The organism is Enterobacter sp. BIDMC 27 (assembly GCF_000534415.1).
Taxonomy (GTDB): Bacteria; Pseudomonadota; Gammaproteobacteria; order Enterobacterales; family Enterobacteriaceae; genus Enterobacter; species Enterobacter hormaechei_C.
The window spans coordinates 852,310-871,592 of the sequence record NZ_KI973178.1 but is presented as its reverse complement, the minus strand read 5'-3'; the positions used below and the strand labels follow the sequence as shown (position 1 = coordinate 871,592).

Below are 19,283 nucleotides of genomic sequence, written 5' to 3'. Positions count from 1 at the left end.
GCAGGCCGGATAAGCGCAGCGCCATCCGGCAAAAGCCTCTTACCTTAAGTGATTTACTCAAAAAACACCGCAATTTTGTTAAACATGGTGGGATCGGACTGGTTGCGTGCCACTTTGGTGACGTCCTCCAGCTTGTCGATCTGCGCCATCATCTGCTCCAGACGCTGGTCGTCGTTCACCAGTAGCCAGATGCGGCTGTGCTCGCTGCCCTGAATCGGCAGGCACAGAATGCCTTCCACGTTAAACGCCCGACGGGCAAAGAGCCCACAGACGTGGGTCATGACGCCTGGGTGGTTGCGGACGGTGAGTTCCAGAATGACGTTATCACATTGTTTCTGCATGGCTTATTCCCCCACCATCTCAGTATTTGCCGCACCCGGCGGCACCATCGGATACACTTTTTGTTCAGGGTCGATACGCACGTGGATCAGCGCCGGGCCAGGGCGAGAAATCGCATCCTGCAACGCCGCGTGGGCATCTTCTTCGGCGTTCAGATCGCAGGTGTGCAGGCCAAAACCAGCGGCAATCTGCATGAAGTTGATCATCCCCGGATAGGTCGCCGCAAACACGCCCTGCTTGTAGAACAGGCTCTGCTGCTGGTGCACCAGACCCAGCGCTTCGTTGTTCATCAGAATGATTTTAACGTCTAACTGGTTTTCGGCCGCCGTCGCCATCTCCTGAATATTCATCATCAGGCTGCCGTCACCGGAGAAGCAGATCACCTTGCGGTCCGGGTTGGCGAGCGCCGCGCCAACCGCTGCTGGCAGGCCGAAGCCCATGGTGCCAAGGCCGCCGGAGGTCAGCCACTGGCGCGGACGGTTCAGCGGATACGCCTGAGCGGTCCACATCTGATGCTGGCCGACGTCGGTGGTGATAATCGCGCTGTCATCCACGCAGGCGGCGACGGCGTTGATAAGACCATAGTGGCTCAGCGGGTCGCCCTCGGTTGGGATAGCGCCCGGGAACTCCCGTTGCAGATCGGCCACCAGCTGGCGCCAGTCGGCGCGGTCGGTTGCCTCCGTCTGCGGGATCAGCTGCGCCAGCACCTCGGCCACGTCGCCCTGGATCGCCACGTGCGGCTGCTTGATTTTACCCAGCTCGGCGCGGTCGATATCCACGTGAATGATTTTGGCGTTCGGGCAGAACTGCTCGGTTTTGCCAATCGCCCGGTCATCAAAACGCGCCCCCATAACTATCAGCAAATCCGCCTCTTGCAGGATATAGTTGGTGCTGCGCGCGCCGTGCATGCCCAGCATGCCGAGAGAGAGCGGGTGCGCTTTTGGCAGCATACCCAGCGCCATCAGGGTCATAGTGGTGGGCAAATTAGCTTTTTCAGCGAACTGGCGGTTTCATCCGCGGCGTTGATCGTCCCGCCGCCCAGATAGAGCACCGGACGTTTGGCGGCGTTGATCATCGCCGCCGCATCGCGCACGCTCTCAGCGCTGAATTCTGGCGCGGGGGCACGGTCACCCGGCTCCGGCAGAACGTCGATCTCAATTTCTGCGGTCTGGACATCCTTAGGAATGTCTATCCACACCGGGCCCGGGCGGCCAGACTGCGCAATGCGGAACGCATCGCTGATAACCTGAGGCAGCTCGCTGATATCGCGAACTAAATAGTTATGTTTGGTGATGGGGATAGAGATGCCGTAGGTGTCGACTTCCTGGAACGCATCGGTGCCGATCATCGAGGACGGTACCTGACCGGTAATGCAGATCAGCGGAATGGAGTCGAGACGCGCGTCGGCGATGGCGGTCACCAGGTTAGTGGCGCCCGGCCCGCTACAGGCCATACAGACCGCCGGTTTACCCTGGGTACGCGCCATGCCCTGGGCGATAAAGCCTGCGCCCTGCTCGTGGCGCGCCAGCACGTGGCGGATCTGTGTGCTTTGGCTTAACGCATCATACAGCGGCAGTACGGTCCCACCCGGGATGCCCGCAACGGTGGTGATGCCCTGTCGTTCCAGTAAATGAACAATCAGCTGCGCGCCTGTAAAACGCGTCTTGGTGGATGTTGTGCCCGAACTTGCCATGCTCCAGTCCTTTTCTTCTGAGCCAGCCTTCCGGGGAGGGTCCTAAACGAAAAACCCCGCCCGGTTTGCGCCGGCGGGGTTTTGGATTCGTGTGTTGATCCAGTCCCTACGGCGCATTGCCGACGACCACCACCACACGCACGACGACCACTGCGGCAGGTTGCGCAGTTTTTAGTAGGGTCGAAGTGAAGATGGATGAAGTCATTGGGGACCTGTGTTTGGAATCATTGATTGAATTTATACAAACACAGGTTTTCGGATGTGACAATGGAAATATTTTCATCTGCGCAAAAATGCGTCAGGGATCACGTTTCAGTACGTTGCTCGCTCATTCCAGGTGTCACTATAGATGACATTGCCGTCGCAATGCTTCCAGGTGATTTTCTCGTAGCGTATGAGAACCGTTTCAAGGTGGGTTCCGGTGTTTGCGCCGGGATACAGGTCTGGTGTGATTGAGGTTATTTTCACATTCTCCAGGAAGATATTAAAATACTCCTGTTCAAAACCCGCCTCATTAATCTGATACATCTTAATAGTGGCTGACTTGAGCGTTCTTCCCGTACTCAATGCGCGAAAGAGAAGCGGGGTTACACGATCAAATTCTTTTTGAAACATGATGGGCATGTGCATACGCGTACCCGTCAATTTCCCGGTATTCCCGTCGACCGGGACGTTGACATTATGAGTGAACGTTTTAAGTTCAATTGCACCTTCACGCCCTGACACAAGGCAAGGGCCAACCATGGGAGAACCATTTTCATCTGTTAAAAACAAATAAGCTGGGTTTGACATAAAAATCCTTTTAATAACATTTAATCGTATTTATCAAAGTGGCCAAAAATCATCGGGTGAACAATAATAAACACAACGATAGCAATGAATGTTAGTAAGACCCAGTGGTCAGGTACCAACCACAGGAACAAAGAGGCGCACGCAAAAATATAAACAGGGAATAAAATATCCGTAAATAGAATTGATAACAGACTTTTAAACATGCTCCTTGCCCTTTAAGTCTTTATAAATTGCATCGAAATCCTTATAGAATCCCAACTGCACCTTCTTAATGAGTTCAGACAGGAAAGGCTCAAAAAAGTAGTAAAGCATCTCCAGTTGTGCGGCATAGAGGGTGGCGTAATATTTAGGGTTCAGTGTTTTCAGGCGACGAGCAGCAAGAGCGCACTTCTGTTCCGTTCCAATCAATTGAAGCGCCATGACAACGTTAGGTACGCGGCGTGCAAGCCGTTCGACGACGATTTCAGACAGCAGGCCAGATTCGGAAAGGGATTTGGCCAGACCCCATGCTATCGCTAAACGCGCGGCCTTGCTGGTCGGTATGTTATTAACAAGCCCGGTTACTTTTGAATCCGTCTTACGAACGCGATTGTGTTCATTTCCATTTTCAGAATCGGAAATAACACTTCCAAAATAAAGATATAGCATGTGGGCTATTACATCGCGATAACGGTAAAGCGAGAGAATTGAGAGGTACATTCTCTTTTCTTCTGAGAGAAGCTCGTCACACACATCGTGATAGCTGGGGATTAAGCATGATGAGTACCAACTTACACGCTCAATTCCTGAGTAAATATCAGAGCCGATCCCCTGTAATGCTTTCCACGTCCCTGCAACGCCCTGCTGCCCATAAATAGCCAACTGCCTGTCGCTTTGGAACTTCATCTTTAAATAATCAGATGCCTGCATAATGTATCCATACTATGCGCGTGGTTATAGATAGTACAATGAAAAATCGAATAATTCAAATTAAGGAGGGTTAACCCCGCAAATATTTAAGAAAAATATAAATTAGTTCATTATTATTTACTGCAATTATAGTCGATACCATTTTTTCACTTTCAGAAGAGTATTGATGTCTGGAATGAGTTTATGTATTGAGAGACGTAAACTTGTATAAGTGGCCTAGAACCAGAACCACTGCTTATTAGAACTTATTAAATTAATCATTGAATCATACTGCATGCCAGCCGCACCCATTGCCAATAAGTCAACAAGCACCTTTTCTGGGCTGCCCTGAAAACAAAAAACCCCGCCTAAGCGAGGTTTTTATCAGGGTTTTGCGGTTGGTTGCCGCAGAACACACTGTGTTACGTCAACGCGAAAAGTATACGCGATCGAAGACGAACGCGCAATTCCGGCACGGATTTTGACGTTTTTGAGTATGGATCGCCTTCCAAATTTTGTCCATAAAATACTGTTCATGCATACAGTATTTATCTATACTGAGGGTGTTCGCAGTGAGCGAGGGGGCCGCAGTTTACCGGCGCAACAAAGTCCTGGCTGAAACGGGTGGTGCCGTCAGTGCCTTAACCCCTGAAGTGAGCACACTGTGTTACGTCAATCCAGGTGCTGGCCACAGGCGGCGGAAAGGTACGCCAGCATCGTGCTCCTTTTAACCAAAAGGAGACGCGTATGAGCGTCGTGGATATGGTCATACTTGTCCTCAAACTCATTGTTGCTGTATTGCAACTGCTTGATGCTGTCCTGAAATACGTTCGGTGATTCAGGTTCAAGTCGCACCTGAGAGGGGCGGGCAACCGCCCCTCTTTAATAACGAGGGAATGCTATGTCGCGTCTGTTAATTGAGCCCGTCACGCCCGATGAACCCGGGTATATCGCCCTGAAGGCGGAGAGTATCGCGTTGAATTTCAATATGCTGCGCAGGCTGGAAGAGAACTGGCAGCGGGGTGAAAACCGCTTTAACGCGCCGGGTGAAAAACTGCTGGGGGCGTTTCTTAACGGCAGGCTGGTGGGCGTGTGCGGCCTTAATCGCGATCCGTTCAGCCAGCAGCCGCGCGCCGGACGTATTCGTCATCTCTACGTCAGCGAGAAGTGCCGTGGGCAGGGCATAGGCAAACAGCTTTTGACCGTGGTGATGGCGGATGCCAGCATCTGGTTTGATTTTCTTAATACCCATGCGCCGGAAACCGCGTACGGATTTTACCATCGGGCGGGCTTCAGGCTGGTGTCAGACGAACCCCGGGTGACGCACCGCCTTTTTTGCGCAGTGTAAGCGGCTGGCAGCATCGACGGGTGAATGTTACAGTTGGATGACATTTCACCAACCGATACGCCATGACCATCACCGTTTTCTGCATTTTACTGTTCGCCGCACTGCTGCATGCCAGCTGGAACGCCATCGTTAAAGCCGGAACGGATAAACTCTACTCGGCGATCGGAGTCAGCGGTTCAGCCGCGCTTATTGCCCTGATTTTACTGCCCTTCTCTCCTCAGCCAACTGCCGCAAGCTGGCCATATTTGTTCGTCTCCTGTGCGTTACAGGTGGTGTACACCGTGCTGGTAGCGAAGACCTATCAGGTCTCCGACATGAGCCAGACCTACCCCCTTATGCGCGGGACGGCTCCTCTGCTGGTGGCGCTGATCAGCGTATTGGTGCTCGGGGATCATCTCTCCTGGCTTGCCTGGTCCGGCATTGGGGTCATTTGTCTGTCGATTCTGGCCATGGCGATGAACGGCCGCATGCAGTCACGCAAGGGGATCTGGCTGGCGCTGCTGAACGCCTGTTTTATCGCCGGGTATACCCTGGTGGACGGCACCGGTGTGCGACTCTCGGACACTGCGCTGGGCTATACGCTCTGGACCTTCTTCATGAACGGTTTCTGCCTGCTGAGCTGGGCAATGGTGGCGCGGCGTCGCGAAGCGTCCAGCTACCTGCGCCTGCACTGGAAAAAAGGGCTGCTCGGCGGTGTCGGGACGATGGGATCTTACGGTCTGGCACTCTGGGCGATGACCCAGGCACCGCTGGCTGTGGTCGCGGCACTGCGTGAAACCTCTATTCTCTTCGGCGCATTAATCGCATTTGTGCTTTTAAAAGAGAAGGTTGCCGGCCTGCGCATCGCGGCGGCACTGGGTATTGCTGCCGGTGCGGTCCTGCTGCGCCTGGCGTAATTCGCTGGCAACATTAGTTGCCGATCTTGTTTACAAATCCTGCCTTCACGTCTTCTGTCATTCATCACAGTAATGCTTAAATTGTCATCTCTCTGTGGTAGATTCCTCGCGCATTTATGGGAATGCGTAGTCACTTATTCTTTATTTATCTCTTTTGGCAAAAGTATTCAGCGACATGAAAAAGCAACGGAACGTGAACTTATTGTTGATGCTGGTGTTACTGGTGGCCGTCGGGCAGATGGCACAAACCATCTACATTCCGGCGATTGCCGATATGGCAAAAGATCTGAGCGTCCGCGAAGGTGCAGTCCAGAGCGTGATGGCAGCCTATCTGCTGACCTATGGCGTTTCACAGCTGGTTTATGGTCCCCTGTCCGATCGCGTCGGGCGTCGTCCGGTCATTCTGGTGGGCATGAGCATTTTCATGGTAGCAACGGTGATTGCCATTACCACGCACAGCCTGACCGTCCTGATTGCCGCCAGCGCCCTCCAGGGCGTGGGCACCGGCGTTGGCGGGGTTATGGCGCGTACCCTGCCGCGTGATATGTACCAGGGCACACAGCTTCGTCACGCCAACAGTCTGTTAAATATGGGTATTCTGGTCAGCCCGCTACTGGCCCCGCTGATTGGGGGTCTGCTGGACACCGTCTGGTCCTGGCGCGCCTGTTACGCCTTCCTGCTGGTGCTGTGCATTATTGTCACCTTCAGCATGGCGCGCTGGATGCCGGAAACCCGCCCAAAAGACGCGCCGCGCACGAAGCTCATCGCCAGCTACAAAACGCTGTTCGGTAATGGGTCCTTTACCTGTTATCTGTTGATGCTAATCGGCGGCCTGGCGGGAATTGCGGTGTTTGAAGCCTGTTCCGGCGTGCTGCTGGGCGCAGGCCTTGGCCTGAGCAGCATGGTGGTGAGTATTCTGTTTATTCTGCCGATCCCAGCGGCGTTCTTCGGCGCATGGTTCGCCGGACGTCCGAACAAGCGTTTCTCCACGCTGATGTGGCAGTCGGTGATCAGCTGTCTGCTGGCCGGGCTGATGATGTGGATCCCGGGGCTGTTTGACGTGATGTCGGTCTGGACGTTGCTCATCCCGGCGGCGCTGTTCTTCTTCGGCGCGGGCATGCTGTTTCCCCTCGCCACCAGCGGCGCGATGGAGCCGTTCCCGTTCCTCGCAGGCACGGCAGGCGCGCTGGTGGGCGGTTTGCAGAACATCGGTTCCGGCGCGCTGGCCTGGCTTTCGGCTATGATGCCGCAGACCGGGCAGGCGAGTTTAGGCTTACTGATGACCCTGATGGGGCTGCTGATTTTGCTGTGCTGGCTGCCGCTGGCGTCGCGTGTCTCGCATCACGAACAGCCGGTTTAACCGCATGATGGCCCGGCTTCTCGCCGGGCTTTTCACAGACGGGCGCAATCATCGCCTGCAATAGCCGCTCTGGGGCAGGCCGCCACGCCCCCTCTTCCCCGTCATAAAACTGAACATCGGCGTTTATTGCATACGGGATGTTGGCCTGTTTCAGCTCGCACGCCATAAACGTGGTAAACGCCATCTGCGAGGCGGTTGGCGTCAGGCTTTTCGATTCGCCCACCCCCCAGCCGCCAACCCAGCTCACATGCCCGGTTTTTTGTTGCCAGTGCAGCGCGGCGTTGATTCGGTTACGGATAGCCGCTTTCTCAGCCGTAGTTCCGGACGTCCACGGGTATTTACCGTTCGTTTTCAGCGGGCCCCAGGGGAAAATATGCCATTCCGCCAGCAGGTAATTCTGGCTGTGCGCGGGCAGCTTCAGGCTGGATAAATCCTCCGGCGCGGCGCGCAGACGAGGGGCGATAAAAATCATGCGGCTGGCATCAATGGCGTGAATGTCTTTGATCGCTTTCTCATACACCCGGTTGAGCGAAGCAACGTTGTGGTTGAGCTTGTCCGCCGGTTCGTAGATCAGGTCAAAGCCCAGCAACGGCGAGCGCTGACCAAAATAGTGCGCCACGGCAATCCACCAGTTAATCACCTCTTTTTCGGTATCCGCTTTCGGGTCGTTTTTATATTCATCGGCCTGATAAGCGATGATGGGGATGACGCCGTATTGCTCGCAGGCCTCCACCAGCTTACGCAGGTGAATCAGCCGCGCTTCCGTCGGTTCGCCCGCCACCCGAATACGGACATGGTGTATGCCTTTCGCCTGGAAATCACGGACCACCAGCGGGTCGAACTCGCGGATACCGCGCTCGGTGCGTGCCCAGTCGACATCCATTCCGACGCCCAGCATCTGCGCGTAACGGGCAGCCGTCAGCGGCGGCTCAGCGGCAATCGCCCAGCCGGAAGAGAGTAAGATCGCAGTGGCAATAAAAGGCTTTAACACGGTTTACCCTGGATAAATCAAAAGCATTACCTGTATTTAGCACGCTTTTTCACATTTGGTGTAGAGCGAAAGCGTAATAATTCTTCAACCCGCCAGCTCTCTTAGCCAGCCGATAAAGGCGTCAATTTTCGGCCACTGACGGCCGGGAAGCGTTGAGACGTAATAATGCTGATGGCACTTGAGAGTTTTCCCATCAAAGGGTGCGATCAACTCCCCCCGTTCGAGACGTTTTTGCACCAGCCGCTTTCTCCCCATCGCCACCCCCACATTATTCATGGCCGCGATAATGGCTAAATCAGAACGATCGAAGCCAATACCCGATGATAACGGCATATTCGCCGCGAAGTGCTGCGCCCAGCTCAGCCACTCATCCGTACCGGAATCATTGCTCCAGGCCTGACGGTCGTGCAGTAACGTGCAGTGGCTGAGGTTATGGGGGTTTTTCAGCAGTTCATGCTCCCGGGCATACGCCGGCGAGCAGACGGGCAAAATCTCTTCATCCATCAAAAAGTGATGAGAAAGGTGGTTTGGCGGCGTATCGTCGAAATAGAGCGCCAGATCGATGCCGGTTCGCTGCATGTTGACGTAATCATTACCAGTCAGAATAGTAAGTGAAATCGACGGATAGCGGCGGGTAAAATCCCCCAGCATCGGCACCAGCCAGCACTGGGCGATCGACGGCCGGGAGTACACCGTTAGCGTACCTGACAGCGCCTGGTTTTTAATATCCAGGATCTCCTGATTCAGGGTGTCGAGAGACGATTTCAGCGTCCAGTAAACGCGCTTGCCTTCCTGCGTCAGCTCCACTTTACGGTGTGAGCGGACAAACAGCTGAATGCCCAGCTCCTCTTCCAGCAGGTTTATGCGGTGGCTCACCGCGCTGGGGCTGAGCGACAGCTCCGCCGCCGCCAGCGCGAAGGACTCATGCCGGGCGGCCACTTCAAAGGTGTACATTTTCGACAGCTGCCAGCCGTTTAACAGCCGGTTTCTGCCTTCATTCGCATCGGTCATCACAATTCCCACACGTAATTTCTGCGTTCAGCATACCGCTCAAGAATGAATTTATGTGAACCTAATACGAGTTAAGTGCGCTTTTTAGAACACAGTCACTCAGTTGATCCAATCTGGCTCATCTGAACGCCAATTTATATCGTTTGTCAGCCCACGCTGTTTTTTCGTCCAATACCCCCAGATGACATAAGGGTGAGGTGAGATATGGGATCTCAGGTCTGGGTTGTGGCAACGCTGCTTGTCAGCATCGTATTGATTGTTTTAACCATCGTAAAACTGAAGTTTCACCCGTTCCTCGCGCTGCTGCTGGCAAGCTTTTTCGTCGGCGCGATGATGGGGATGAGCCCGCTGGATATGGTGAACGCCATTGAGAGCGGGATTGGCGGTACGCTGGGCTTCCTGGCGGCGGTTATCGGTCTTGGCACTATTCTCGGCAAAATGATGGAAGTCTCCGGCGCGGCAGAGCGCATCGGGATTACGTTGCAGCGCTGCCGCTGGCTGTCGGCGGACGTGATTATGGTCCTGGTCGGCCTGATCTGCGGCATTACGCTGTTTGTGGAAGTGGGCGTGGTACTGCTGATCCCGCTGGCGTTTTCCATCGCCAAAAAGACCAACGCGTCGCTGCTCAAGCTGGCCATTCCGCTCTGTACCGCACTAATGGCAGTGCACTGCGTGGTGCCTCCGCATCCGGCCGCGCTGTTTGTCACCAATAAATTAGGGGCGGACGTCGGGACGGTGATTGTCTACGGTCTGATGGTGGGCCTGATGGCGTCTCTGGTTGGCGGCCCGCTGTTCCTGAAGCTGCTCGGCGATCGTCTGCCCTATAAGCCGGTTCCGGCGGAATTTTCAGACCTGAAGGTGCGGGAAGAACACACGCTGCCGTCGCTGAGCGCCACGCTGTTCACCGTGCTGCTGCCGATTGCCCTGATGCTGGTGAAAACCATTGCCGAGCTGAACATGGCAAAAGAAGGCTCGCTGTATACCCTGCTGGAGTTTATCGGCAACCCCATCACCGCGATGTTTATCGCCGTGTTTGTCGCCTACTACCTGCTGGGGATCCGCCAGCACATGGGTATGGGCGCAATGCTGACCCATACGGAGCACGGCTTTGGCTCTATCGCCAACATTTTGCTGATTATCGGTGCGGGCGGCGCGTTCAACGCCATCCTTAAAACCAGCGGTCTGGCGGAGACGCTGGCGCATATTCTCTCGAACCTGCATATGCACCCTATCCTTCTCGCCTGGCTGGTGGCACTGGTGCTGCACGCCGCCGTCGGTTCGGCAACGGTAGCGATGATGGGTGCCACGGCGATAGTGGCGCCGATGCTGCCGCTCTACCCGAACGTAAGCCCGGAGATCATCACCATTGCCATCGGGTCCGGCGCTATTGGCTGCACGATCGTGACCGATTCTCTCTTCTGGCTGGTGAAGCAATACTGCGGCGCGACCCTGAACGAGACCTTCAAATACTATACGACGGCGACGTTTATCGCCTCGGTGCTTGCACTTGGCAGCACATTCCTGCTTTCTTTCATTATCTGAGCGCGAAGAGACGTATTATGGAAAACGCAACTATCACTACTTTAACCGCACAGTTTCCTCTGGTTGAGGATCTGATTGCCCTGAAAGAAACCACCTGGCTTAACCCGCGCACCACGACGCTGGCGGAAGGATTGCCGTATGTCGGGCTGACCAAAGCCGACGTGGACGACGCGCACGCGCGCCTGAAACGCTTCGCGCCGTATCTGGCGAAAGCGTTCCCGGAAACGGCGGCAACGGGCGGGATTATCGAATCCGACCTGGTCGCGATCCCGGCGATGCAGGCGCGGCTGGAGAAAGAGTCCGGTAAGGCCATTCCAGGCACGCTGCTGCTGAAAAAAGACAGCCATCTGCCGATTTCCGGCTCGATTAAAGCCCGCGGCGGAATCTATGAGGTGCTGACCCACGCGGAAAAGCTGGCGCTGGAAGCCGGACTGCTGAGCGTCGAAGACGACTACAGCATCCTGCTGGAGCCGCGCTTTAAGGATTTCTTCAGCCAGTACAGCATCGCCGTGGGCTCAACCGGCAACCTCGGGATGTCCATCGGCATTATGAGCGCCCGCATTGGCTTTAAGGTGACGGTGCATATGTCCGCCGACGCCCGCGAGTGGAAGAAAGCCAAACTGCGCAGCCACGGCGTGATCGTCGTGGAATATGAGCAGGATTACGGCGTGGCGGTGGAGCAGGGACGCAAAGCGGCGGAAAGCGATCCGAACTGCTTCTTCATTGACGATGAAAACTCCCGTACGCTGTTCCTGGGCTATGCGGTTGCTGGCGAGCGCCTGAAGGCGCAGTTTGCCGAGCAGGGCCGCGTGGTGGATGCCGATCATCCCCTGTACGTCTACCTGCCGTGCGGCGTCGGCGGTGGCCCCGGCGGCGTGGCGTTTGGCCTGAAGCTGGCCTTTGGCGATAACGTCCACTGCTTCTTCGCGGAGCCAACGCACTCACCGTGCATGCTGCTGGGCGTTTACACCGGGCTGCACGATGAGATTGCGGTGCAGGATCTGGGCATTGATAACGTGACGGCGGCGGACGGTCTGGCGGTAGGACGTGCCTCCGGCTTCGTGGGCCGCGCGATGGAACGCCTGCTTGACGGGTTCTACACCCTTTCCGACCAGAGCATGTACGACATGCTCGGCTGGCTGGCTCAGGAGGAAGGGATTCGCCTCGAGCCGTCGGCGCTGGCGGGGATGGCCGGGCCGCTGCGCGTCGATGCCGATGAGAACGTTACCCACCTGGTGTGGGCGACCGGCGGCGGCATGGTGCCGGAGGATGAGATGGCGAAGTATTTAGCTAAAGGGAAGTAATTATGCCGGGTGGCGGCTACGCCTTACCCGGCCTACAGTTCGCGGCAGTTGTAGGCCCGGTAAGGCGCAGCCGCCACCGGGCTTATAAGCTCATAATTTGCTGAATGTGAGTAACTGCAAAGAGTAAAGACAGAGATAGCACAGCCAACGCAATCAGGAACTTATCCCGCACCGCTTTCGGCTGCGCAAAGTCGTTCTGCGCCACGTCCATCAGGTTACGGCTGCGGGTGTAGCGCCATAAAATGACGGCTACCAGCGCCAGCACAACAATGGAGATCCAGAATGGCGCCCCCGTGCGGTGCCAGTTGTGCTTAATGGCAAGAGCGATCAGCGCGCCATACCCCAGCAGCGTGCGCAGCCAGGCCAGCGAGGTTCGCTCCGGCTGAAGCCCGGGGTCCGCTTCCCGCCGTGCTTTGCGGCTATCCGGCATACAACACCAGTAACATCACTACGCCCGCAACCATCAGCAAAATCGTACTAATGATGAGCAAGCCGCGCGTGTAGGGGAGATCCTGCTTCAGACGCATCGCCTTTTCATTTCTAAGCCAGCGCAGATAGCCATAAATCGCCAGCACACCGGCAATCAGGCACAGCAGCAGGGCCAGCACTTCGCGAATCAACGGGGTGGCAAAATCGGGGGCGAGCTGATCAAGACCGACACCTGCGGCCAGAAAGCCCAGGGCGGTGCGGATCCACGCTAAGAACGTGCGTTCGTTAGCCAGTGAGAAGCGGTAGTCCGGTGCTTCACCGAGGCGGGAAATGTTCATGAAGGTTCCTTGTCGTGCTGCATGCAGGCTTCAGCATAGCGTAATTCAGCCAGGACAAGGAGACCGGCATCTTGCGATGCCGGTCAGGAAAATTAATGCAGTTCCGGCCAGTACTCTTTGTTGGCTTCAATCAGATCGTCCAGAATCGCCTTCGCCACCGATGCGCTCGGTACGGTTTTCGACAGGGTAATCGCCTGCCATAGTTTCTGATACGAGCGCTGCTCCCAGGCGTCCACCACCAGTTTTTCCACTGCCACCTGCTGGCTCATGAGCCCTTTCTGGAAGTGCGGAATATCACCCACGGTCAGCGGCTCCGGTCCGTTGTGGCCGACCAGACAAGGGATTTCTACCATCGCGTCGGCGTCAAAATTATGGATAGCCCCATTGTTAGGCACAATCAGCAGCATGCGTTCCTGGGTATTAAAGGCGATCGCGGTCGCCAGATCGACGATGTACGACGCATGTTCGTCGATTTCCAGTTCACCGGCAGAAGAATGACCGGCTTCGATAATCGCCCGGCATGAACTGAATACATGCTTCTCACGGTGATCCATCACTTCATTGGCGCGGGTACGCTCCGGGTTGGAATGGGCGACCACATAGTCCGGGAACAGGTAATACTTCAGGTAGGTGTTCGGCATGGTGTCCGGATCCAGCGCCTGTACGTCTTTAGCCTTGGCGAAAGTATCATTCCAGCTCGCTTCAGTATGCGCATCTTCCGAAGGCGGAACATAACCGTTTTTCGCCACGTATTCGCGCAGTTTCGGCATCAGATCGTTGCCGTTCAGATCTTCAATCGACGTCCACCAGCCGAAGTGGTTCAGACCGTAGTAGCGCACACGCATCTCTTTGCGGTCTTTCAGACCGACGATTTGCGCCATACGTCCTTCAATGCCGATCGGCATGTCGCAGATGTTGAGAATTTTCGCGTTCGGACGCAGGCGGCGCGTGGCTTCCGCGACAATCGCCGCCGGGTTGGAGTAGTTCAGCATCCACGCGTTCGGGGAGTACTGCTCCATGTAATCCACCAACTCCAGCACGCCGCCGATGGAGCGCATGCCGTAGGAGATGCCGCCCGGCCCGCACGTTTCCTGGCCCAACACGCCGTGGCGCAGCGGGATTTTTTCATCTTTTTCACGCATGGGGTATTTGCCCACGCGAATATGCGCCATCACGAAATCCACATCGGTAAAGGCCGCTTCAGGATCGGTGGTGTAACTAAATTCAATCTCCGGCGCCTGCTCCTTAAGGATGATTTTGCACGCCTCGGCGATGATCTCCTGACGTGCTCCGTCATTGTCATAGAACTTCAGCACACGCAGCGGGAAACGGTCACGGTTGGCTAACAGCATCAGGACGATACCAGGCGTGAATGTACTGCCGCCGCCTGCAATAACAACTGAGAATTTTTTCATGATATAGCCTCTGTCAGAGTGGTTTGTTCGTTTGTTAAGGGGGTTTTCATCAGCGATTCCAGCTGGTCGCGCACCTGAGGAACGTGCAGACCGACAATCACCTGTATGCCGTTGCCGCGCCGCACCACACCGTGTGCCCCCAGGGCTTTGAAGACGTCGTCGCTTTGGGTTTTCGTCATATCCACCAGGGCGATACGCAAGCGGGTGGCGCAGTTATTGATACTTTCGATGTTTGCTGCGCCGCCGAGCGCCTGTAAGAACCCAGCAGCCTGCCCGACCTGCTGGCTGGCTGCCGCCGGGGCGGTGGTTTGCCCGCGCGCGGCCTTATAGTCGGCTTTGTTGTAGAGTTTGATTTCGCTCTCTTCCCGGCCCGGCGTTTTGAGATTCAGACGTTCGATAAGCGTCCTGAAAACCACGAAATAGAGAGCGGTGAAGCAGAGGCCGATGCCAATCTGGGTGAATACCGTCGAGGCGTGGTTATGGAACATCGGGATCCAGTTTTGCGGCAGGAACTGGTCCAGCAGACCGCCCCCCATGTTCCCCACCACCCCGAAGGTATACATCACCGTCGCCATCGTTGCGGCCAGCACGGCGTGGATGGCAAACAGCAACGGCGAGATAAACAGGAAGGTGAACTCCAGCGGTTCGGTAATGCCCACCAGCACGGCGGTAAGCGTGGCCGGGATCAGCAGACCTGCCACTTTGACGCGGTTCTCCGGCGACGCGGTATACCAGATAGCCAGCGCAATACCGACTGAGCCAAACACCTTAGAGTTGCCGTGCAGCGCGAATCCGCCCTCCGGGAACAGCGTTTTCAGCGGCACAGTGCTCTGGCTGAATTCCTGAAGGTGCTGTGCCCAGTAGACCTGAATACCGCCTTCTACCGCAGCCGGGCCGAAGATAAACGGGCCGTAGACAAAGTGGTGTAATCCGGTTGGGATCAGAATGCGTTCCAGGAAGGTATAAACCCATACGCCCAGCGCGCCAGCGGTACGTAGAAAGGCCTGCAACGACTCAATGCCCATCTGCACTTTCGGCCATCCCAGCAGCGTCAGCCAGGCGCAAGGGATCATGACGAAGAACGCGAGGATAACGACAAACGAGGTGCCCTGGAAAATCCCCAGAAAGACCGGCAACGGCTTGTCGAAGAATCGGTTGTGGATGGCGGTGACGAGCCCGGAAATGATAATCGCCCCGATGATGCTGGTATCAAGCGTTTTGATTCCGGCAATCATCGCCAGCCCGCTGCCGGCAGTGGGTTCAGCAGAGAAGTCGACGCCAAAGAAGTGACCCCAGGTCATCCCCATCGCATTGATAAAGTAGTTCCAGGTCAGGAAGCTAATCAGCACCGCCAGACAGGCGCGGCCCTGCGCCTGCTTTGCCAGGCCAATCGGTAAGCCGACAGCAAAAATCAGCGGCATATTACGGAACACCGCCCAGCCGCCCTCTTCGATGATGTGAACAATTTGCGCGAACAGATTATCCGGCGCGGTTAAGGCCTCACCGACAAACAGCGGATTGCGAAGCATGATGGCGATCCCAACCACGATCCCGGCAAAGGGAAACAGCAAAACCGGGGTGAACATGGCGCCGCCAAAACGTTGTATTTGACTGAGCATTTTTAAATCCTCATGAAACAACCTGTAGGGGATAGAGGCCTTTATGGTTTTTTACTGGCCTGAGGTGAGCATAAGAACTTACTGATGCGGCAACATGGTATGCCGCTGCGATTCGTGATCGCATTCATGGTTTTAATTTGACCAATCAGGTCTACTTTTTAAACTAAACATAGACAAGTTAAGACGTAATCCACGCCATGATGTGCGCAGAGAGGTCTACTGGTGATCTACAAATCAATTGCCGATCGGCTGCGGCTGCGGCTGAATTCCTCGGACTACAACATTGGCAGTCCGTTACCCGGAGAAAAAGCGCTGGCAAAGGAGTTTGGCGTAGCCCGGATGACCATCCGCAAGGCGCTGGATCTGCTGGTAAGCTGGGGGCTGGTTGAACGTCGACACGGCAGCGGGACGTTCGTGGCGCGCAAAGACGTTCATCATGAAACGACTAACCTGACCGGGCTGGTGGAGGTGCTGCGCCAGCAGGGGAAAGAAGTGCAGAGCAAGGTGTTGCAGTTTGAAGTGATGCCCGCGCCGCCCGCCATCGCCAGCCAGCTGCGGATTCAGGTTGATGAGCGGATCTATTTTTCAAGGCGGGTGCGTTACGTGGACGGAAAACCGCTGATGCTGGAGGACAGCTTTATGCCGGTGAAGCTGTTCCGCAATCTTTCCCTGGCGCATCTCGAAGGATCTAAGTTTGATTACATCGAGAAGGAATGCGGGATCACCATCAGCGGCAACTACGAGAGCCTGACGCCGGTGCTGGCAGATAAACAGCTGGCCGGTTATATGAATGTGCCGGAACAGACGCCGCTGCTGCGCATCACCTCCCTTTCCTACAGCGACAGCGGCGAGTTCCTCAATTATTCCGTGATGTTCCGGAACACCAGCGATTACCAGGTGGACTACCATTTGCGGCGTATCCACCCGGAAGACTTGTTAGCCCATCCCCCAGAACAGCACCGCCAGTAGCTGCGGGGTGATGATGCGCAGAAACATCACCAGCGGATAAACCGTGGCGTAGGACAACGCCGCCGCGCCGCTGGTGGCGTGCAGGTTGTTGGCGAACGCCAGCGCGGGCGGATCGGTCATGGAACCGGCCAGCATGCCGCACAGCGTGAGATAGTTCATTTTAGCGAAGATACGTGCCAGTAATCCGACCGTTATCAGTGGGATAGCGGTAATAAATATGCCGTATCCTACCCAGCTCATCCCTTCGCCGTTGACCAGAGTATCGACAAAATCGCCGCCGGATTTCAGCCCCACCACTGCCAGAAACAGCACGATGCCTAACTCCCGCAGCGCCAGGTTAGCGCTCGGCGGCATAAACCAGTAGAGCTTGCCGACAGAGCCGATACGCCCGAGAATCAGCGCCATAATGAGCGGCCCGCCTGCCAGACCCAGCTTCAGTGCTACCGGGAAGCCGGGCACGTACAGGGGGATGGAGCCAAGCATGACGCCAAGCCCGACGCCGATAAAGACCGGCAGCATCTGCACCTGCTGGAGTTTTTGCTGGGCGTTGCCTACCATGTCCGCTACGGCATCAATGGATGAGGGACGCCCGACGAGGTTGAGAATATCACCGAATTGCAGGCTGGCATCCTGGCTGGCCACCAGCTCGACACCGGCGCGGTTAAGCCGGGAGATCACCACGTCATAACGCTCTTTAACCTGCAAATCGCGTATTTTCTTGCCCAGGACTTTCTCATTGGTCACTACCACCCGCTCCACGCGCATGTCCGTTCCACGGGTTGAGAGTGATGTATCCACCTCCTGACCGATCACCAGCCGGGCATTGTTTAAATCCGCCGGTTGCCCTACCAGATGCAGGAGATCGCCGTGCTGAATAAGGGTATCCGGTGAAGGCACCATCAGCGTTTCATCACGTTTCAGGCGGGAACAGATAATGGTCGCGCTGTTCAGAATGGGAACATCCTGTATCGCCATATTGTTCAGGTTGGGGTTTTCGACGCGAATGTTGATGGTTTTAATGAGCGCATGGCCGTTGGTCAGCGTGCTTTCATGCTCTTTTGCCTCCTGCTCGACGTTAACGCGGAACAGCACGCGCACCAGCCACATCGAGAGCAAAATACCGCAAATGCCAAACGGATAGGCCATGGCGTAGCTCATCCCCATCTGATCGACGACATCAGCAGGGATACCCAGATCGCGCAGAATTTGCTGGCCCGCCCCGAGCGCGGGCGTATTCGTGACGGCGCCGGAGAAGATGCCCAGCACAACGGGCAGCGGAATCGCGAAGAGTTTATGCAGAATGGCGGTAACCAGCCCACCCATCACGACGATGCCGAAGGCAAAGAGATTAAGGCGTAAACCGGAGACGCGCAGGGAAGCGAAGAAGCCAGGTCCCACCTGAATACCGATGGTATACACAAAGAGGATCAGGCCGAACTCCTGGATGAAATGCAGCATATCGGCGCTGAGCACCCACCCAAGCTGGTCGGCAAAATGGCCGACAAAAATCCCGCCGAACAGCACCCCGCCGATGCCAAATCCGACGCCGCGGATTTTGATATTCCCCAGCCATAGCCCCACTACCGCGACAAGGGCCAACACGCTAACGGTTAACGCGATATCACTCATGATCCACATCCTGTGTATAACCATAGTTATGCTAAGGATTCTCTCAGAGCTGACGGCGGTTGTATGGGCGATGGCGCACAAAAAAGCCCTGCCGGGGCAGGGCTTCATGGCATCTGTGAGCGAGTCGGGTGGCGGCTGCGCCTTACCCGACCTACAGGATCGGCAGGTTTTCCACCCGGCAAAAACGTGGTTTAGCTGTTCAACGCCGGGCGTTCGCTAATGGCGATGCGCTGAGGCGCAATGGCTTCCGGCACGTTACGGGTGAGGTCAATGTTCAGCAGCCCGTTAGTGAACGTCGCGCCAGAAACTTCCATATGGTCTGCCAGGGTAAAGCTCAGGCTAAACGGCTGAGTGACAAGCCCCTGATGCAGCCATTTGGTCTCGGTGTCTGGTTTTTCCGGTGACCCTTTCACGGTCAGGCGCGTACCCTCCAGCTGGATGTCGAGATCTTCCTGGCGGAACCCGGCCAGCGCAAGCGTGATGCGGTAGTGGTTATCATCGCTTTTTTCGATGTTGTACGGCGGAAAGGTCTGCTGTTCGGTTGCGCTTTGCAGCGCGTTAGCCAGTTTGTCAAAACCTATCCACTGACGCAGCAGGGGGGATAAATCGTAGTTACGCATACTAAATCTCCTTCTGAGAAGCGAGTTCGGCACAGTTTAATTTTGTGCACAGTTGTACCTGCAAACCCTTGCGGATTCGCATATGCTCCCGTTACGGCAA

At 55.9% G+C, this 19,283-nt stretch carries 18 protein-coding genes and 2 pseudogenes; 7 read left to right on the top strand and 13 right to left on the bottom strand.

The genetic code is table 11. The features are described 5' to 3' along the window. Nucleotides 1–53 precede the first annotated feature (53 nt). The 5 genes and pseudogenes from ilvN to L463_RS18395 form a co-directional block, all read right to left on the bottom strand. Nucleotides 54–341, bottom strand: a complete 288-nt coding sequence (ilvN, locus tag L463_RS18380; RefSeq protein ID WP_015570113.1) for an acetolactate synthase small subunit — start codon at nt 339–341, stop codon at nt 54–56. Nucleotides 342–344: 3 nt separating this feature from the next. Beyond that, a pseudogene (gene ilvB, locus L463_RS0122585) lies at nt 345–2,032 on the bottom strand (acetolactate synthase large subunit). A gap of 106 nt (nt 2,033–2,138) precedes the next feature. Beyond that, a complete protein-coding gene (ivbL, locus tag L463_RS24205; RefSeq protein WP_057979964.1) occupies nt 2,139–2,237 on the bottom strand; it encodes an ilvB operon leader peptide IvbL in 99 nt (32 codons plus the stop codon). Nucleotides 2,238–2,344: 107 nt separating this feature from the next. Further along, the gene (locus tag L463_RS18385) at nt 2,345–2,824 is read right to left on the bottom strand and encodes an Hcp family type VI secretion system effector (protein WP_032103328.1); all 480 of its coding nucleotides are present in this window, start codon (nt 2,822–2,824) and stop codon (nt 2,345–2,347) included. A gap of 195 nt (nt 2,825–3,019) precedes the next feature. Then, a complete protein-coding gene (locus L463_RS18395) occupies nt 3,020–3,733 on the bottom strand; it encodes a hypothetical protein (RefSeq protein ID WP_032103327.1) in 714 nt (237 codons plus the stop codon). 726 nt (nt 3,734–4,459) lie between these two features. Between L463_RS18395 and tisB the strand changes: the two genes are divergently transcribed. The 4 genes from tisB to emrD all read left to right on the top strand — a co-directional run bounded on the left by tisB (nt 4,460) and on the right by emrD (nt 7,316). Continuing rightward, nucleotides 4,460–4,549, top strand: a complete 90-nt coding sequence (gene tisB / locus L463_RS24705; protein ID WP_017383683.1) for a type I toxin-antitoxin system toxin TisB — start codon at nt 4,460–4,462, stop codon at nt 4,547–4,549. 64 nt (nt 4,550–4,613) lie between these two features. Continuing rightward, on the top strand, nt 4,614–5,060 hold the full coding sequence (locus L463_RS18400) for a GNAT family N-acetyltransferase (protein WP_003861064.1): 447 nt from the start codon (nt 4,614–4,616) through the stop codon (nt 5,058–5,060). A 62-nt stretch (nt 5,061–5,122) separates the two neighbouring features. Further along, on the top strand, nt 5,123–5,956 hold the full coding sequence (locus L463_RS18405) for a DMT family transporter (protein WP_015570117.1): 834 nt from the start codon (nt 5,123–5,125) through the stop codon (nt 5,954–5,956). 175 nt (nt 5,957–6,131) lie between these two features. Further along, entirely contained in the window at nt 6,132–7,316 is a 1,185-nt protein-coding gene (gene emrD, locus L463_RS18410; RefSeq protein ID WP_015570118.1) for a multidrug efflux MFS transporter EmrD, read from the top strand. On the opposite strand, the pseudogene L463_RS23335 reads toward emrD, so the two are convergent. Then, a pseudogene (locus L463_RS23335) lies at nt 7,222–8,307 on the bottom strand (cellulase family glycosylhydrolase); the annotation flags it as partial. The gene emrD and the pseudogene L463_RS23335 overlap by 95 nt on opposite strands. A gap of 84 nt (nt 8,308–8,391) precedes the next feature. Then, a complete protein-coding gene (gene dsdC / locus L463_RS18415) occupies nt 8,392–9,318 on the bottom strand; it encodes a DNA-binding transcriptional regulator DsdC (protein ID WP_032103332.1) in 927 nt (308 codons plus the stop codon). Nucleotides 9,319–9,522: 204 nt separating this feature from the next. Here dsdC and dsdX point away from each other — a divergent pair, with 204 nt between their 5' ends. Together dsdX and dsdA are read left to right on the top strand one after the other, a co-directional pair. Further along, nucleotides 9,523–10,860 (top strand): D-serine transporter DsdX, encoded by a 1,338-nt coding sequence (dsdX, locus tag L463_RS18420; protein WP_032103322.1) that lies wholly within the window; start codon nt 9,523–9,525, stop codon nt 10,858–10,860. Nucleotides 10,861–10,877: 17 nt separating this feature from the next. Further along, nucleotides 10,878–12,164 carry a D-serine ammonia-lyase gene (gene dsdA / locus L463_RS18425; RefSeq protein ID WP_032103321.1) on the top strand — a complete coding sequence of 429 codons (1,287 nt, stop codon included), beginning with the start codon at nt 10,878–10,880 and terminating at the stop codon, nt 12,162–12,164. A gap of 82 nt (nt 12,165–12,246) precedes the next feature. Here dsdA and L463_RS18430 read toward each other — a convergent pair whose 3' ends face one another. The 4 genes from L463_RS18430 to L463_RS18445 all read right to left on the bottom strand — a co-directional run bounded on the left by L463_RS18430 (nt 12,247) and on the right by L463_RS18445 (nt 15,965). Next, a complete protein-coding gene (locus L463_RS18430) occupies nt 12,247–12,594 on the bottom strand; it encodes a DUF202 domain-containing protein (RefSeq protein WP_017383689.1) in 348 nt (115 codons plus the stop codon). Next, nucleotides 12,584–12,931, bottom strand: a complete 348-nt coding sequence (locus tag L463_RS18435; protein ID WP_003861080.1) for a YidH family protein — start codon at nt 12,929–12,931, stop codon at nt 12,584–12,586. The genes L463_RS18430 and L463_RS18435 overlap by 11 nt, the downstream gene beginning before the upstream one ends. Before the next feature lie 92 nt (nt 12,932–13,023). Then, entirely contained in the window at nt 13,024–14,346 is a 1,323-nt protein-coding gene (locus tag L463_RS18440) for a 6-phospho-alpha-glucosidase (RefSeq protein ID WP_032103319.1), read from the bottom strand. After that, nucleotides 14,343–15,965, bottom strand: a complete 1,623-nt coding sequence (locus L463_RS18445; RefSeq protein WP_015570124.1) for an alpha-glucoside-specific PTS transporter subunit IIBC — start codon at nt 15,963–15,965, stop codon at nt 14,343–14,345. Before L463_RS18445 ends, L463_RS18440 begins: the two co-directional genes overlap by 4 nt. Before the next feature lie 222 nt (nt 15,966–16,187). On the opposite strand from L463_RS18445, the gene L463_RS18450 reads away from it, so the two are divergent. Next, nucleotides 16,188–16,934, top strand: a complete 747-nt coding sequence (locus L463_RS18450) for a GntR family transcriptional regulator (RefSeq protein ID WP_017383690.1) — start codon at nt 16,188–16,190, stop codon at nt 16,932–16,934. On the opposite strand, the gene L463_RS18455 is transcribed toward L463_RS18450, so the two are convergent. Further along, a complete protein-coding gene (locus L463_RS18455) occupies nt 16,902–18,563 on the bottom strand; it encodes a putative transporter (RefSeq protein ID WP_032103318.1) in 1,662 nt (553 codons plus the stop codon). The two genes, L463_RS18450 and L463_RS18455, sit on opposite strands and share 33 nt — an antisense overlap. A gap of 191 nt (nt 18,564–18,754) precedes the next feature. Then, nucleotides 18,755–19,183 carry a small heat shock chaperone IbpB gene (gene ibpB, locus L463_RS18460; protein WP_015570126.1) on the bottom strand — a complete coding sequence of 143 codons (429 nt, stop codon included), beginning with the start codon at nt 19,181–19,183 and terminating at the stop codon, nt 18,755–18,757. Nucleotides 19,184–19,283: the final 100 nt, after the last annotated feature.

Bases quoted from the DNA above. Each gene is read 5' to 3' on its own strand.
- ibpB (WP_015570126.1), bottom strand. From the start codon at position 19,183: ATGCGTAACTACGATTTATCCCCCCTGCTGCGTCAGTGGATAGGTTTT.
- tisB (WP_017383683.1), top strand. From the start codon at position 4,460: ATGAGCGTCGTGGATATGGTCATACTTGTCCTCAAACTCATTGTTGCT.
- L463_RS18405 (WP_015570117.1), top strand. From the start codon at position 5,123: ATGACCATCACCGTTTTCTGCATTTTACTGTTCGCCGCACTGCTGCAT.
- ilvN (WP_015570113.1), bottom strand. From the start codon at position 341: ATGCAGAAACAATGTGATAACGTCATTCTGGAACTCACCGTCCGCAAC.
- L463_RS18435 (WP_003861080.1), bottom strand. From the start codon at position 12,931: ATGAACATTTCCCGCCTCGGTGAAGCACCGGACTACCGCTTCTCACTG.
- L463_RS18440 (WP_032103319.1), bottom strand. From the start codon at position 14,346: ATGAAAAAATTCTCAGTTGTTATTGCAGGCGGCGGCAGTACATTCACG.
- L463_RS18445 (WP_015570124.1), bottom strand. From the start codon at position 15,965: ATGCTCAGTCAAATACAACGTTTTGGCGGCGCCATGTTCACCCCGGTT.
- L463_RS18385 (WP_032103328.1), bottom strand. From the start codon at position 2,824: ATGTCAAACCCAGCTTATTTGTTTTTAACAGATGAAAATGGTTCTCCC.
- dsdA (WP_032103321.1), top strand. From the start codon at position 10,878: ATGGAAAACGCAACTATCACTACTTTAACCGCACAGTTTCCTCTGGTT.
- emrD (WP_015570118.1), top strand. From the start codon at position 6,132: ATGAAAAAGCAACGGAACGTGAACTTATTGTTGATGCTGGTGTTACTG.
- L463_RS18395 (WP_032103327.1), bottom strand. From the start codon at position 3,733: ATGCAGGCATCTGATTATTTAAAGATGAAGTTCCAAAGCGACAGGCAG.
- dsdX (WP_032103322.1), top strand. From the start codon at position 9,523: ATGGGATCTCAGGTCTGGGTTGTGGCAACGCTGCTTGTCAGCATCGTA.
- L463_RS18455 (WP_032103318.1), bottom strand. From the start codon at position 18,563: ATGAGTGATATCGCGTTAACCGTTAGCGTGTTGGCCCTTGTCGCGGTA.
- L463_RS18400 (WP_003861064.1), top strand. From the start codon at position 4,614: ATGTCGCGTCTGTTAATTGAGCCCGTCACGCCCGATGAACCCGGGTAT.
- dsdC (WP_032103332.1), bottom strand. From the start codon at position 9,318: ATGACCGATGCGAATGAAGGCAGAAACCGGCTGTTAAACGGCTGGCAG.
- L463_RS18430 (WP_017383689.1), bottom strand. From the start codon at position 12,594: ATGCCGGATAGCCGCAAAGCACGGCGGGAAGCGGACCCCGGGCTTCAG.
- ivbL (WP_057979964.1), bottom strand. From the start codon at position 2,237: ATGACTTCATCCATCTTCACTTCGACCCTACTAAAAACTGCGCAACCT.